This window comes from Pseudomonas sp. GW821-FHT10B02, from assembly GCF_059415665.1.
On the sequence record NZ_JBWKNR010000011.1, the window covers coordinates 173,600 to 188,173 of the forward strand.

At 61.0% G+C, this 14,574-nt stretch carries 12 protein-coding genes; 5 read left to right on the forward strand and 7 right to left on the reverse strand.

Annotated features, from left to right (window positions below; genetic code table 11):
- Nucleotides 1–165: 165 nt before the first annotated feature.
- The 3 genes from AC07OF_RS17670 (at nucleotide 166) to ppa (ending at nucleotide 2,257) form a co-directional block, all read left to right on the forward strand.
- A complete protein-coding gene (locus tag AC07OF_RS17670) occupies nucleotides 166–813 on the forward strand; it encodes a DedA family protein (protein ID WP_157191014.1) in 648 nt (215 codons plus the stop codon).
- Nucleotides 814–822: 9 nt separating this feature from the next.
- Nucleotides 823–1,638 carry a M90 family metallopeptidase gene (locus tag AC07OF_RS17675; protein WP_495073284.1) on the forward strand — a complete coding sequence of 272 codons (816 nt, stop codon included), beginning with the start codon at nucleotides 823–825 and terminating at the stop codon, nucleotides 1,636–1,638.
- Between the two features lie 91 nt (nucleotides 1,639–1,729).
- Nucleotides 1,730–2,257 (forward strand): inorganic diphosphatase, encoded by a 528-nt coding sequence (ppa, locus tag AC07OF_RS17680; protein WP_157191012.1) that lies wholly within the window; start codon nucleotides 1,730–1,732, stop codon nucleotides 2,255–2,257.
- Nucleotides 2,258–2,379: 122 nt separating this feature from the next.
- Here ppa and AC07OF_RS17685 read toward each other — a convergent pair whose 3' ends face one another.
- Nucleotides 2,380–4,545, reverse strand: coding sequence for a M48 family metallopeptidase (locus tag AC07OF_RS17685; protein WP_157191011.1), 2,166 nt, complete (start codon nucleotides 4,543–4,545; stop codon nucleotides 2,380–2,382).
- A 369-nt stretch (nucleotides 4,546–4,914) separates the two neighbouring features.
- Here AC07OF_RS17685 and AC07OF_RS17690 point away from each other — a divergent pair, with 369 nt between their 5' ends.
- On the forward strand, nucleotides 4,915–5,625 hold the full coding sequence (locus AC07OF_RS17690) for a LexA family transcriptional regulator (protein WP_157191010.1): 711 nt from the start codon (nucleotides 4,915–4,917) through the stop codon (nucleotides 5,623–5,625).
- 237 nt (nucleotides 5,626–5,862) lie between these two features.
- Here the strand turns inward: AC07OF_RS17690 and AC07OF_RS17695 are convergent, their stop codons facing one another.
- Together AC07OF_RS17695 and AC07OF_RS17700 are read right to left on the reverse strand one after the other, a co-directional pair.
- Nucleotides 5,863–6,795 (reverse strand): carbon-nitrogen hydrolase family protein, encoded by a 933-nt coding sequence (locus tag AC07OF_RS17695; RefSeq protein ID WP_157191009.1) that lies wholly within the window; start codon nucleotides 6,793–6,795, stop codon nucleotides 5,863–5,865.
- Between the two features lie 32 nt (nucleotides 6,796–6,827).
- Nucleotides 6,828–8,138 (reverse strand): MFS transporter, encoded by a 1,311-nt coding sequence (locus AC07OF_RS17700; RefSeq protein ID WP_232478230.1) that lies wholly within the window; start codon nucleotides 8,136–8,138, stop codon nucleotides 6,828–6,830.
- 103 nt (nucleotides 8,139–8,241) lie between these two features.
- Between AC07OF_RS17700 and AC07OF_RS17705 the strand changes: the two genes are divergently transcribed.
- Complete coding sequence (locus AC07OF_RS17705) at nucleotides 8,242–9,186, forward strand: LysR family transcriptional regulator (protein WP_232478229.1); 945 nt, start codon at nucleotides 8,242–8,244, stop codon at nucleotides 9,184–9,186.
- Here the strand turns inward: AC07OF_RS17705 and AC07OF_RS17710 are convergent.
- From AC07OF_RS17710 to AC07OF_RS17725, 4 genes are all read right to left on the reverse strand, one after another.
- The gene (locus AC07OF_RS17710) at nucleotides 9,176–10,381 is read right to left on the reverse strand and encodes an RtcB family protein (protein ID WP_157191006.1); all 1,206 of its coding nucleotides are present in this window, start codon (nucleotides 10,379–10,381) and stop codon (nucleotides 9,176–9,178) included. The genes AC07OF_RS17705 and AC07OF_RS17710 overlap by 11 nt on opposite strands.
- Before the next feature lie 252 nt (nucleotides 10,382–10,633).
- The gene (locus tag AC07OF_RS17715; RefSeq protein WP_495073285.1) at nucleotides 10,634–11,839 is read right to left on the reverse strand and encodes an SGNH/GDSL hydrolase family protein; all 1,206 of its coding nucleotides are present in this window, start codon (nucleotides 11,837–11,839) and stop codon (nucleotides 10,634–10,636) included.
- Nucleotides 11,839–12,954, reverse strand: a complete 1,116-nt coding sequence (locus AC07OF_RS17720) for an SGNH/GDSL hydrolase family protein (protein WP_495073286.1) — start codon at nucleotides 12,952–12,954, stop codon at nucleotides 11,839–11,841. The genes AC07OF_RS17715 and AC07OF_RS17720 overlap by 1 nt, the downstream gene beginning before the upstream one ends.
- Nucleotides 12,941–14,344 (reverse strand): MBOAT family O-acyltransferase, encoded by a 1,404-nt coding sequence (locus AC07OF_RS17725; RefSeq protein ID WP_495073287.1) that lies wholly within the window; start codon nucleotides 14,342–14,344, stop codon nucleotides 12,941–12,943. Before AC07OF_RS17725 ends, AC07OF_RS17720 begins: the two co-directional genes overlap by 14 nt.
- Nucleotides 14,345–14,574 lie beyond the last annotated feature (230 nt).

A 14,574-nucleotide genomic window follows, 5' to 3' on the forward strand; every position in this document is an offset into this window, starting at 1 on the left:
AAATCCGCCGCTACAAACTGCGCAGGCATAATCTCGTCGCCTCCGTATAATGCGCCTCCTCAAAATGTGTGAAACTTTACCCTTCACTCGGGTAGCGGCTGATCACATCTGCACTGCCAGTCATCGCATACCCCTCGACCGGGTCAAAGAACACAGGTGCCGTACATGGATTTCAACCCGCTGGACCTCATTCTGCATCTCGACGTTTACCTCGATTTGCTGGTCAACAACTATGGTCCGTGGATCTACGCGATCCTGTTCCTGGTAATTTTCTGCGAGACCGGTCTGGTGGTCATGCCGTTCCTGCCGGGCGATTCCCTGCTGTTCATCGCCGGTGCGGTTGCCGCTGGCGGCGGCATGGACCCGGTGCTGCTGGGTGGCCTGCTGATGGCGGCGGCAATCCTCGGCGACAGCACCAATTACGTCATAGGCCGAACCGCCGGAGAACGGCTGTTCCGCAACCCCAACTCGAAAATCTTCCGTCGCGACTACCTGCAGCAGACCCACGACTTCTACGAGCGCCATGGTGGCAAAACCGTCACCCTCGCGCGTTTCCTGCCGATCCTGCGCACCTTTGCACCGTTTGTCGCCGGCATCGCGAAAATGCATTACCCACGCTTCCTCGGTTTCAGCGTTGCCGGCACCGTACTGTGGGTCGGCGGCCTGGTGACCCTAGGCTACTTCTTCGGCAACGTACCGTTCATCAAACAGAACCTGTCACTGATGATTGTCGCAATCATCCTGCTGTCGCTGGTGCCGATGATCGTTGGCTTTGTGCGCAGCCGCCTGCATCGCACCGCCAAGGTCCAGTAAGCCCTGGCCATGTGGTCACTGAGCGCCTGGCGCCGTCGCCGCACCCTGGCCCGTCACCCCATCGACCCGCAGCGCTGGCAGCGGGTTCGCGAGCGCCTGCCGATGCTCGACGGCCTGAGTGCCGACGAAGACCACTGGCTGCGCGAAGCCTGCGTACTGTTTCTGCATGACAAACACCTGAGCGCCCTGCCCGGCGTTGAGCTGGACGGCGAGCAACGGCTGTTTCTCGCCGCCCAGGCCCAATTGCCGCTGCTGCATCTGGGCGAGCTGAACTGGTACCAGGGCTTCCACGAGATCGTGCTGTATCCCGACGACTTCCTCAGCCCCCAACGCCACCGCGACGCCAGCGGCGTGGAGCATGAATGGAACGGTGAGCACAGTGGCGAAGCCTGGCAACAAGGCCCGGTGATCCTCGCCTGGCCCGGCGTGCTGGCCAGCGGCGGCAGGGAAGGCTACAACCTGGTCATCCACGAACTGGCGCACAAGCTAGACATGCTCAACGGCGACGCCAACGGCCTGCCGCCGCTGCACAACGATATGCGCGTCGGCGACTGGGCCAAGGCCATGCAAGAAGCCTACGACGACCTCAACCGCCAGCTTGACCGCGACCCGGACGCCGAGACCGCCATCGACCCTTACGCAGCGGAAAACCCGGCAGAATTTTTCGCCGTCACCAGCGAATACTTCTTCAGCGCCCCCGACCTGCTCAACGACGCTTATCCTGCGGTGTACCAGCAACTGCGCGGTTTTTACCGCCAGGATCCGCTGGCACGTCTGCAGCATTTGCAGCACAACCACCCGCATTACCGGCAGGCGCAGGACTGACACTGCCGGACATCAGGGCGAACGTGGCAAGCAGTGCGGAATGTGCCTATAATCGCGACCAATTTTTGGCCAAACATGGGGGCACTGCCCAATGAGCTACAGCAAGATTCCGGCTGGCAAAGACCTGCCGAACGACATCTACGTCGCCATCGAGATTCCAGCCAACCACGCCCCGATCAAGTACGAGATCGACAAGGACAGCGATTGCCTGTTCGTTGACCGTTTCATGGCCACCCCGATGTTCTACCCGGCCAACTACGGTTACATCCCTAACACCCTGGCCGACGACGGTGATCCGCTGGACGTGCTGGTTGTTACCCCGTACCCGGTTGCCCCAGGCTCGGTTATCCGCGCCCGTCCGGTCGGCATCCTGAACATGACCGACGACGGCGGCGGCGACGCCAAAGTCGTTGCCGTACCGCACGACAAACTGTCGCAGCTGTACGTCGACGTCAAAGAATACACCGACCTGCCAGCCCTGCTGATCCAGCAGATCGAGCACTTCTTCGAGAACTACAAAGATCTCGAGAAAGGCAAGTGGGTCAAGATCGAAGGCTGGGACGGCGCTGACGCCGCTCGCGCTGCGATCACCAAGTCGGTTGCTGCCTACAAAGGCTAAGTAACCCTCAGCAAAAAGCCCCGCTCATGCGGGGCTTTTTGTTTGCAGCGGGTTGCTGGAGCTCTTGATTGAAGGAAGTCCGCGAACCAAAAATAGCCGACGCGGACTCCGGTCAGCACCTGCTATGCCTGCTCAAAACGCTGTTGCAGCAAGTGTCGCGCCGCGCCAGCATTCAGGTAACTGCCGATCAGGTCGGCGAGTTCCTGAGCCTTGAGCGCTTTGTCATCGCGGCAGAACTGCGTCAGCTGCAACTGTACCCAGCGTTTTTTCTTGAACACTTTGGCATCCGGAGAAAAGAACGACCGCGATGCCAGCTCCGGCAATGGCGCGTCGTCTTCAAGCTGGATATTCAGAATCACCCCCTGACCAATCTGCAAACCGAAGTCCGCAATGTGTTGAATCGGCAGTGGCGCCTTGAAGTTGCTGAAAACCAGATGGTCCGGTGTCAGCAACAAGGCGGTTTTGTCGGCGCGGGCGCGCATGCGCAACGCAAACGGCAAAATGCACGCCACCGTGAAAATCAAAACGCAGCCAGTCACGATCAAGACACGCGGGAATTTCTCCCCCGCCGTCGGAGACAGGAACGGTATGGCCAGTACAGCAACCGTTGCAAGCGTGAGCACAGCGCAAAAGATCAGCAAGAGCAAGCCACGTAGCCGCGCCCCCTCATGCAAGCTGACATTGCCGCTGACCTTGCTGGCATGATCGCGTAATTCTTCAACCGCTGCGGCATCCTGTGCTACGTAGTGGTTGATGTAATCCTGGGTAATGCGTGTGCGCAACGCCTGGGGGTCGGCAAAATAGCGATCCATTGCGGCGCAGGCCTGCCCTGCATCCAAGGCCCGGGTGCCGCTACGGACCGCATCATCGACGGCAATCTGCAATGCGGCAATGCGCTCGCCGTTCGATGGGTGAGTGTCAGAGGGGTGCGGCAACTGCGTAGCCATTTCCTCTTCCGGAAGGCTCAGCGGTAGCGCTGCCAATTCCTGGATGGCACAGGTCGGCAAGTCGGCAACCGGCGGATGCTCGGGCGTCTGTTGGACCGCGCTGGCGATATGCGTATGTATCCGCTCCAGCAGCACAGGGTCGATGGCAGAAATACGCACCAATGCCGAAGCCATTGCCAGGTTGCCCGCCAACTGTGCGCCTGCAGCGTCGGCAGCCAGCTCGCGCACACGACTCCAGTGATTGACGGCGTGGTCGAAGCTCTCCATGAAATAGATGCCGAGCATGAACGCCGGACGCAGGATCGTACGCTGCAGCATATCGCTGGCCAGCATGGTTTCGGCAATCACCCCCAGACTGCGGCCAATCCCATCGTAAATCGGCACGAAGCGCAGACTGTACTCGGTATCGGCACCGGCGAAGTGCGCCAGTTCATGGCCGATGACCGCATCGATTTCTCCGGTATCGAGAAGCCCCAGGTACATCATCGGCACATGCAAGGTACGGCCCTGAAGGGTGTTGCCCGCAGGCAGTAGCTCGACATCGCTGGAGGTGACGTAAAAACCTTCGGACACGCCCAGTACGATGTGGTCGGGCGCCAGCGCACCGAGGCGCGCGGCCAGCTCGCAAACATGCGCCCAAAGCACAGGCGCTTGTGCCTCGCTAACGTCCTGGCCCAGCACCGGCATGGCGGTTGGTTCGAACATGTGCAGCATGACCCGCAATTGCTTGGCCATTTGCCACATTGAATACAGGCAGCCCGCCATGATCAGTAGCGCAACCAGCATCAATTTGATTTCGCCGGAGTTCATTTTCCCCGCGTGCCAGATACCCAGCCCCTCGAAGGCGAGAATCGACGCAACCGCAGCGCCCATCAAAATGATATGCCCCACAAGTACGTAAGGCAGGATCCGGCTGACGCGGGTAAACGTGTGCAGCAATCGCTCACGGGAATGAAGGGCGCGCGCCCCCGCCCAGCTCAACCCCCACATGCCGATTCCGCCGACCAGCGCGGCGAGCAGTCCCAGGGCGATCACCGCCTTGGCCAGCCAGCTCTTCAGTTCACCCAGGGGTATCAGCGTCTTGATGTCGCTTTTAGCGGTACTCAGCCGGGACAAGGCCAGATTGGCGGAAAGGCGCTCTCCGTCAATCTCGACCATAGGCGCTCGTGAGCCGCTGCGGGAGACCAGCGCTTCAAGTTCCGGGAGGATCTCGTTGATATTGGCCTGAATACTGACCAGCTCCGAATTGGTTTCGATGCTGCGTTTCAGCTCCCAGACGCCGAACAGGTTCAGACACAAAGGCAGCAGGATCAGTACTGCAATGAGCTTGTAGTTTTTCATAAGGCAGGCCCAAAGGTGCGTCGCCGCAGGCTATCCAAAGCGAGCACAAATTCCATTTTTACCAGGCGCCCTGGTGGACGCTTGCGTGCAGGCGCACCCCCGTTTGTAACGGGCCATGTCGCGCTGACTGCGTTATACAGCGATATTCCCGAAGAGGTAACCATCAATTGGCCATCACGCCGCCGCCAAGTCTAAGGAATGTGCGCCGGCTCGCACCTCATTCAGGGTCTCTGCCATTCAGGCTGATTTTTGAAAGGAAATCTCCTACAGCGGCCTAGGCAATGCCTGTAAAACCAGGCTTTTTCCCACCCTAAAAATGAACCTCGCGTTTATAGCCCGGGCTGTGCAAGCCCTCTAGACTCGGGACTCATGAATACCTCCGGTGATCGACTCAAAACCCTGCTGCACGAGTGCAGCCTCTCGCCTTCCGACTTTGCCGCCCAGCGCAAGGTCACGCCGCAGCACGTCAACAACTGGTTCAAACGCGGTGTGCCCCTGGCCCGACTCGACGAAATCGCCGAGTTGCTGTGTGTACGCAGCAAATGGCTGCGTACTGGCGAAGGCCCCAAGCACCCCGCCCCCTTGCCACGCCTGAACACTGCGTTACGCAAACCGGGTACAGAGCCGGCGGAACCGAGCTTGCTCGCCGCCAGCACCGCTGATGACGTCCAGCTGCCGTTCTACAGCATGCAATCCAGGCAGTTCAGACCCATCCCCGACCGCCACCTGCGCTTGCCCGTCCGCGTCTTCGATGCCCTTGGTATCGATCCAGACGTAGCGCTGTGCGTGAGCATGCCTGCGAGCAACATGAGCCCGTTACTGCCACGCGGCAGCACCCTGGCCATCGACTGTGGCCTGAAACACATCGTCGAAGGCGAGCTCTACGCCTTGCTGCACAACGGCCGCTTGCGCATCCACAGCCTCAGCCAGCGTGCCAACGGCACCTTGCGCCTGCACAGCCACGACAGCGACGAACACCCCACCGAAACCTACAGTCTGGCGCAGCTCAAAAGCCAGAAGCTGAGCGTGCTGGGTTGGGTGTTCTGGTGGGGGCATTTGCGCGACAGCCGCCCGGTTTGAGCGGCTGCGGGTGATTTTTTGCTGGGCATCTGTCGCGATAGCCAGTATGCTACGCCGCACATTTCGCCCCGGCTGCTTAGCACGCCTGCGGGCCTGGCGCGGCACACACTGCCTGCCGCCACCTCCCGGCCCCAGCGCCGGAGCAACGATTTTAAGGCGGTTGCGGCTTACCATAAATTAGCCAAGACCGTCCCCTAGAAGCCGGCCACAAGCCGGCTTTTTAATGCCCGCCTCTTTTTAATCCCCGTCGAACACCACCGGCTTCATCGCCGTCGTATTGACCTTCAGGGTAAACACATCCGGCCGGGCGTAATGCCCGCAGACGTCAAAGTCCAGGTTACTGGCCTGCCCCACAGTCAAGTCGATCTCGGCATACAAAATCGTCTCCTGATCAAACACTGGCCCGGCGAGCACCTGCCCGGTCGCACTGACGATCATGCTGCCACCATGCATGATGTAGTCCCCTTCTGCGGCTTCCAGGCCAAAGTCTTCCCGGTAGGACGCCGGGTACTCACCAAGGGTGATCGCCTGGCAAGCCGAAAGCACCGGCACCCGCCCTTCCAGAGCAATGTGGACCATGGACGCCGCCCAGGTCGGACGGTCGTCGGCAGTCGGCGCGCAGTAGATTTCCGTGCCCTGGGCATACATCGCCTGGCGCAATGCAGGCATGTAGTTTTCCCAGCAGATTACCGTGCCGAGCCTGCCAAACGGGGTGTCTACCGGAGCGATGCTCGAGCCGTCGCCGAAGCCCCAGATGATGCGCTCCTGGCCGGTCGGCATCAGCTTGCGGTGAAAGCCCGCTACGCCCTTGCCCGGTGCCAGGGTCACGGCGGTGCAATACAGGGTCCGGCCCAGGCGTTCGATGATGCCCATGACCACATGGACGCCGGTTTCATTGACCACTTCTCCGAGCATGGCCAGCTCCGGGCCGTCCAGGCTGACAGCGCCTTGTACATAGCGCAGGTACTGCGCCCGGCCAAGGTCACTGCGGCTACCGACAACGGTGCCGAACGCGGCGCCTTTGGGGTAGCCACCGAGAAAGGCCTCGGGGAATACCGTAAGTTCACTGCCTTGCGCAGCAGCGACACGGATCAGGCCAGCGGCTTTCTCGGCGCTCAGCTGCGGCTCGAAGGGGATGGATGAAGCTTGAACAACGGCTACCTTGATCATGAGTCTTCCCTTGATGAATGGTGAGGATCGGCTTAACCGCGGGTGATATCCCGGTCTTTGGTTTCCGGCAGCATGAACCACAGCACGATGAAGCAGATCAGCGACACCGCAGCCAGGTAGGCAGCGGGAATGTCCGGGTTGTGGGTGGCCTGGATCAGTGCCACGGCAATGAACGGGCCGGGCCCCGCCAGCAGCGCCAGGGCGACGTTGTGGCCAACAGCGGCGCCGGTCGAACGGATCGAGGCGGGGAACACTTCAACCAGCAGCACCACGTCCATCACTGCGGTGATTGCCACCAGCGCCGCCATGATCACCAGCCCCAGCAGGATCGCGGCGAAGCTGCCGGTGTTCATCAGCAGGAACACCGGATACGCCAGCACAGTCAGGCCGGCGGCGGCAGTCAGTACAAACGGACGGCGGCCGAAGCGATCGCTCAGACGGCCAACCAGCGGGTTGAACAGGGTGTAGAGCACCAAGGCCAGGCTGCACAGGACCAACGCCGTCGATTTGCTCAGACCGACGGTCTGGGTCAGGTGGGTGTTGGCGTAGGTGATGAAGTAGTACAGCGACACACCGAACAGCGCGGAAAAGGCGAACGAGACCACGAAGGCCCGTTGCTTGGCCCCACGCGAAACCTGCTCCAGGCCACCGGTAGCGCGCTTGTGCTGCAGGGCCTCGTAGACCGGGGTGTCACCCAGTTTGCGGCGGATGTACATGGCCACACCGGCCATGATGATCGAGGCTACGAACGGTACGCGCCAGCCCCAGGCCATGAGGTCTGCATCAGAGAGGGTCGCGGTGATGATCGCGGCGATGGCCGTACCACACAGGAATGCCGCACCAGCGGTGCCAGTGATGACGCTGGCTGCAGTTGCCCGGCGGTTGGCGGGAGCACTTTCAACGATGTAGATCCCGGCGCTGGACCACTCACCGCCGACCATCATGCCCTGCAGAAAGCGCAGCGCAACCAGCAGGATCGGCGCAGCGATGCCGATGCTCGCGTAGCCGGGCAACAGACCGATCAGGGTGGTGGCCAGGCCCATGCCGAACACGGTGATGATCAGCACCGCGCGGCGTCCCAGCTTGTCGCCGATCGGCCCCAGCACCACGGCGCCCAAGGGCCGTGAAAGAAAGCCTACGGCGAACACCGCCAACGACGACAGCAGCGAAACGCCCGGTGCAGTGGACGGAAAGAACAGCTGTCCGATGACCGCGGCGAAGTAGCCGTAAATGGCAAAGTCGAACCACTCCATGAAGTTGCCAATGCCGACGGCAATGGCCCGTTTGCGCAGCTCTGCTGCGTCGTTTGATGAGACGGTGTGCTCACCCTGTTGCGATTGCACTATTGAATCCTGCATCCCCGGCCACCTGATTATTGTTGTGTTTGCGCAGGGTCGAGATTAAGAATGTCGAGGCAAATTAATCAAACGAATACAAGAGATGACCATGATTAGTGTTGCTAATATCAGCAGGGTCGACCTCAACCTGCTCATCGTTTTTCAGTGCCTGATGAACGAGCGCAGCGTGACCCGTGCAGCGGCGCTGCTGCATGTCACGCAAGGGGCGGTCAGCTCTTCGCTCAAGCGCCTGCGCGAACAGTTTCACGACGAACTGTTCATTCGCACCAGCACCGGCATGGTGCCAACCCGACGGGCGCTGGAGATCGCGCCGAAAGTCACTGAGGCCCTCACCGCCGTGGCCTCCATCGTCGACAAGCGTCCGCAGTTTGCCGCCGAATCATCCACCCGGGTGTTCAATATCGCGCTGTCGGATGACATCGAAAGCTATGTGTCGCCAAGGCTGGTCAACGAAGCAAAAGCACGTGGGCTTTCCGTCAAATTTGCCTTTCACCAGAGCAACAGTTCGCTGTGGAAAACTTCGCTGGCGGACCCGGACATCGATCTGGTTCTGTGTTCGGAACCCAAGGAGCTGACTTCACATTACAGCTCACAGGTGCTGTTTTCTTCGTCCTACTCATGCCTGTACGACGGACCACGGCTGAACCTGAAAAGCCCGCTCACCCGCGATGAATATCTCATGCACGAGCATGTGAGGATTTCCTTCGATGGACGCCGGGGATTCGTTGACGACCTGCTGGAAAGCGAAGGCGTCGCCCGCCGCGTTGCGGCGTCATTCACCCACTTCAGTGGCGCCTTGGCGACGCTGGTGCATAGTGATGTGATTGCCACCTTGCCCACTTTTGCGGCCCTGTCCTACGCCCGAATCGCGCGCTTGACCGTCAGCCCTGTGCCGATTTTCGTCCCGGCCTTTCGCGTGTTCATGGTCTGGGATGTGGAGCACAACGACGATCCGCACAACCGTTGGCTGCGCAGTTTCATCATCGACACCACGCAAGATTTACAACGTGGCTCAGGCGCGCTCAGCCTTTGACGCATACCACCTGCCGCAAGGTATGCACCACCTCCACCAGATCCCGCTGCGCCTGCATCACTGCATCGATGTCTTTGTAGGCCATGGGAATCTCATCGATCACATCTTTGTCTTTGCGGCATTCGACATGCGCGGTGGCGCGCACCTGATCTTCCAGGGTGAACTGCTTTTTTGCCCGGGTGCGGCTCATGGTCCGCCCGGCGCCGTGGCTGCAGGAGCAAAACGACTCTTCATTCCCCAGGCCACGGACGATGAAACTCTTCGCGCCCATGGAGCCGGGGATGATACCCAGCTGGCCTTTCTGCGCCGATACCGCACCCTTGCGGGTTACCAGAATGTCCTGGCCGAAGTGGTGTTCGCGCTGTACATAATTGTGGTGGCAGTTGACCGCCTCCAGGTTGGCTTCGAAGGGTTTGCCAAGTACCTGGCGAGCCGCAGCGATCACCGCGTGCATCATCAAGGCACGGTTCTGCCGGGCAAAATCCTGGGCCCATTCGACCGCTTCGACATAGTCGTTGAAGTGGCGGCTGCCCTCCTTGAAATAAGCCAGATCCTTGTCCGGCAGGTTGGCGATGTGCTGGCGCATGTCGGCCTGGGCCAGTTCAATGAACAGGTTGCCAATGGCGTTGCCGACGCCGCGCGAACCGCTGTGCAGCATGAACCAGACGCGGTCGCTTTCATCCAGGCAGACTTCGATGAAATGGTTACCGCCGCCGAGGGTGCCCAGGTGCTGGCGGTTATTGGTCTTTTCCAGTTGCGGGTACTTGCCGGTGATGGCCTTGAACCGCCCGGCCAGGTCCTTCCAGGCATGATCGGCCTGGGCCGGGACCTTGTCCCAGGCGCCCTGATCGCGACGGCCGAAAGTCTTGCCATGGGGCACGGCCTGTTCGATGGCGCTGCGCAGCCGGTGCAAGTTGTCGGGCAGGTCCGCGGCAACCAGCGAGGTGCAGGCGGCGATCATGCCGCAGCCGATATCCACGCCGACCGCCGCCGGAATAATCGCACCCAGGGTCGGGATCACACTGCCGATGGTCGAGCCTTTGCCCAGGTGCACATCCGGCATCACTGCCAGGTGTTTGAAGATGAACGGCATCTTCGCCGTGTTGATCAACTGCTGACGGGCTTCGTCTTCCACCGGCACGCCCTGGGTCCAGAGTTTGATCGGTTTGCCGCCGGCCACTTCAAGCAGGTTCATGTCACACCTCTGGATTGACGCACATGTATTTACAACCAGAAACACAATGCGTTCAGGAAAATTTACAGTACACCAGACAGCGACTAAGGTGTATTTAGAGGACCGAATCGCGACTGGCAGGACGCCAGTCGGCACATGCTGAGCAGGTGCCACCGGGCATCTGGATTGGCCTCTTTTCGAGGGCCGGGGAGACAACTCCATGGGGCGCCGCAAGCCAACCCGGAGTTGTCCCCGCCTCTCCTTTTCCCGCCCTTAATTCAACTTCAGCTGCGTGCGCAGATAGTCGTGCAGAGCGGCCGCGCTCTTGCGGTAGCCGTCGGCAGTCAGGTGCACCAGATCACCGCGCGCCAGGCCTTGCGCCTGCCAGGCTGCAATCGAACACTGACCGCCCATGTACGCCTGCCAGTCCCAGAACAGCGCATTGGCCTGCCGGGCGGCCTGACGCTGGATGCGGATGACCGCAGCCAGTTGCTGCGGCTGACGCGCTGCACAGCTACGCGCCTTGCGCTGCTTGATCGAGTCTGGCGGACCGACGATCAACACTACCGCCCGCGGCAGGTCGCGGCGCAGGCGTTCAAGGGTCTGCTTGAGCTGGGTCTGATACAGATTGAGGTCAAGCGTGTCGTCGAACGCCTCGTTGGTGCCGTAGGCAAGGATCACCAGGTCCGGGCGCAGCGACTTGAGGGTGTCCTGCCAGCCGGGCTGCCATTTGTCCGTTACCTCAAGCCGCGCGCCGTTGATGCCCAACGCCGAGTAGATCACCCCGGCATTCTTCTGCCCCTGCAGGTACCAGCCACCCAGTACGGTGCCAGGGCGACTGTCGAGGGTCAGATCCAGCGGCAGGCCGAGATTGTTCACCACCGGGCCGAAGCGCCATTGCCCACCCGTGGCTGCCAGCAACCGGCGGTTCTGGCCACGAGGATCGCGCAGCAATAGAGAAGTACTCTCCTGCGCCTGGTACAAGGCTGACACCCGATAGCGCTGGGAACCCGGCTCACGCGCCTCGATACGCACACCGGGCTTTGCCGCCAGGGGTACCGACAGATAGCCGCCAAGGGGGAACTGTGCGCTCTGCTGGTTACGTGCCGACACCAGTTCCCACTGGCGCTTGGCGGCCTTGAGGATGACCTGCTCATAACGCGTGCCGGGCACTGGCGTAGCGGCAACCAGGCCGATGCCGCCATCGCCGTACTGCGCTTGCAGCAAGCGGCGCATCTCACCGCTGAACAGGTCGGCGGCGGTATGCGAATCACCAAACTGAACGATCGTGACCGGCGCGCGGTTGGCATTCTTGAACTTGCCGGCCAACACCGCCAGGTTGCCATTGCTCTGGTTGATTGCAGGCTTGGCCGGCGCAGTCACCGGCCTGGCCGTGGTATCGACCGCCGCCACCGGGCTACAGCCCGGTAGCGCACAGATCAGTAGAGCCAGCCCGAGAATGTTGTGCAGTCGACGCATCAGTGTCCCGTTACAGTGAGGCCCGGGAATGCGATCTTCGACAATATCTGTTCGGCGATCAGCTTTTGCCCGGTGATAGTGAAATGAATGCCGTCATCGACCCGGGTCTTGACCCGTTTGCCCCGGCTGTCCTGCAAGGTATAGGAGAACTCGTCGTCCTTGTAACCCAGCACCGGATTGACCGAGAGGTAGTGTTGCTGATGCAGCCCGACCTGCTCCTGATACAGGCCGCTGAGGTAGGCCATGGCGCTGGACAGCCGTGGCTTCTGCATGTTCGGCGGACCGACCCAGATCACCTGTACCTGATGCTCGCGGGCCTGCTCGAGAATCGCATCGATGCGCTGACGGTAGGCACTCTCCCAGTCCGGCGACTTGAAGCGCAGGAATGGCTTGCCCTTGCCCTGGGGCATGTCCCAGGGATCGTTGGGGCCGAGGAAGATCACCATCAGGCGAATGTTCGGCGAGTTCTGCAGGGTCTGCGCCACTGTTCGCGGCCAGTTGAAAAACCCCGGATACGCCAGCCCGGTACTCTGCCGACTGAGGTTGACGCTTTTGATCTGGTAGCGCTTGCGAAGGGTGTTGGCCAGGTGCGGCGCGACGCCTTGCATCAACGAATCGCCCACCAGAAACACCTCATCACCCGCTGCCAGGGAGACCACGGTGGCCGACGGCGACGGGCCTGGCGCAATGGCTGCGGCTGGCCTGACCGGTGCCACAACCGTCGCCGGGGCAGCCACCTTGACCGCCAGTGCTTTGCTCGCCACTGCGTGGGGCACCGCATGCGCGGCCTCCAGATTCACCGGAACCACGGGAATGGGCGCAGGCAGCTCGACGGTTTCGACCTTTGCTATCGCTGTGCGGCTCTGCGCCAGGTTGTCGACAAAACTGTCACGGGCCGCACCGAGGGCCTGGGTCAGATTGCCCCCCAAGCGCCAGGCCGGACTTTGCCCAAGCACCGGCAGCTCGCAACTCTGATGGTATTTCTGCTGGCAGTAGAGGCTGATCGAATCCTGGTTCAGCCAGAATAGCAGCGCAGTGGCCAGGGCGATCGCGTAGAAGGCTTTCGCCGCATCCACTTGCACGCGCAGCAGTTGGGCGGAATTAGAAGCTTGCATAGATGAACCCCGGCACGCCCGACTGCGAAGCAAAGATCACCAACGACACAAACACCCCGAGCGGAATCGGATAGAACTGCCAGGGCAAGCGGGTTGTGGCGGTAAACAGCTGCCGTAGCAGCGCAAGCATCTGCGGATACACCGCGACGTACAGCACACTGGCCAGCAACAGCAGGCCGGTCGCCGAGAACAGCCCGTCGAGGCTCACGCCGCCGATGCCGGCGAGCATGTCCATGGCTTCATCGAGGCTCGCGCAGCGGAAAAAGATCCAGGCAAAGGCCACGTAGTGGAAGGTCAGCAGCCGCGCCGCCAACCCCGCCCCGGGCCAGCGCATGGGTTGCGGCAGGACGTAGGTCGAAGCCTTGTACAAGGCCAGGCCGATGCCGTGCAGTGCGCCCCAGATAATGAAGTTGATGCTCGCGCCATGCCACAAACCGGAAATCAGCATGGCCAGCAGCATGTTCAGGTTGCCGCGCCATACACCCCGGCGATTGCCGCCGAGCGGGATGTACACGTAGTCACGGATGAACAGCGACAGGCTGATGTGCCAGCGGCCCCAGAACTCCTTGAGGTTATGCGCGGCATAAGGCGCATCGAAGTTGTCGGGCAGACGGAATCCCAGCAACAGGCCAATACCGGTCACCAGGTTGGTGTAGCCGCTGAAGTTGAAATAGATCAGGAAGCTGTAGCCATAGACGCTCAGCAGGATCTGTTCCGGCGAGTAACTGCCCGGCGTTTCGAACACCGGATCGACCCATTCGCTGGCCAGCCAGGCGCTGCAGAAGAACAGCTTGACCACCGCCAGCGCGATCAGGCCCAGGGCCCGCTGAGGCTCCAGCACCTGGCGAATGGTCTGCGGACGAATCTGCGGCAACATATGCGCGGCGCGGTTGACGGGGCCTGCGATCAGGCTGGGGAAGAATGCCAGGTACAGGGCCAGGTCCATCGGACTCGCCGACGGCATCTCGCGCCGGTTGATCGACACCAGGTAGCTGACCGAGTGAAAGGTGTAAAACGACAAGCCGATCGGCAGCAGCACTTCCAGCACCGGCAGCGACACATCAATACCGGCACTGGCCAGCGCGCCCTGCACGCCCGCGACAAAGAACTCCTGATACTTGAACAGGTAGAAGCAGCTCACTACCAGCAGCAACACCAGCAGGTAACTCAAACGCCGCCCCGGATAGCGTTCAGCGAGCCGGCCGAGCAGGTACACCAGGGCGCTGTAGCCGAGCAGAACGTACAGGGAGTTGAGGCTGAAACTGGCCACCAGGCCATAACTGGCCGCCAGCAGAAGCACGTTCTGCAGGCGAACGCTCCAGCACAAGCTCCAGTAAATGACGAAAAACAGGATGAAACTGAGGCCGAACTCGATCGAAAGGAAGCTCACAACGTAGTCCATTACGTGACGTCAGATAAAGGAAGCTGCACCTGCGCGAACCCGCGAGATAAAGCGGCCGCGATTATGGCAGAGAGCTGCAAGCAGCCACAATGAAAGCCTTGCAGGAAAATCAAGCGCTAGCCGTCGGTCTTTATGCAACAGAATGCGACGAAAGATCCGCCCTATCGATTTGCTCCCCCCGCCCCGCTCTGCTAGTGTCGCGCCGTTTATACCGCCAC

Coding starts and splice junctions, on each gene's coding strand:
- AC07OF_RS17670 (WP_157191014.1), top strand. CDS start 166: ATGGATTTCAACCCGCTGGACCTCATTCTGCATCTCGACGTTTACCTC.
- AC07OF_RS17675 (WP_495073284.1), top strand. CDS start 823: ATGTGGTCACTGAGCGCCTGGCGCCGTCGCCGCACCCTGGCCCGTCAC.
- ppa (WP_157191012.1), top strand. CDS start 1,730: ATGAGCTACAGCAAGATTCCGGCTGGCAAAGACCTGCCGAACGACATC.
- AC07OF_RS17685 (WP_157191011.1), bottom strand. CDS start 4,545: ATGAAAAACTACAAGCTCATTGCAGTACTGATCCTGCTGCCTTTGTGT.
- AC07OF_RS17690 (WP_157191010.1), top strand. CDS start 4,915: ATGAATACCTCCGGTGATCGACTCAAAACCCTGCTGCACGAGTGCAGC.
- AC07OF_RS17695 (WP_157191009.1), bottom strand. CDS start 6,795: ATGATCAAGGTAGCCGTTGTTCAAGCTTCATCCATCCCCTTCGAGCCG.
- AC07OF_RS17705 (WP_232478229.1), top strand. CDS start 8,242: ATGATTAGTGTTGCTAATATCAGCAGGGTCGACCTCAACCTGCTCATC.
- AC07OF_RS17710 (WP_157191006.1), bottom strand. CDS start 10,381: ATGAACCTGCTTGAAGTGGCCGGCGGCAAACCGATCAAACTCTGGACC.
- AC07OF_RS17715 (WP_495073285.1), bottom strand. CDS start 11,839: ATGCGTCGACTGCACAACATTCTCGGGCTGGCTCTACTGATCTGTGCG.
- AC07OF_RS17720 (WP_495073286.1), bottom strand. CDS start 12,954: ATGCAAGCTTCTAATTCCGCCCAACTGCTGCGCGTGCAAGTGGATGCG.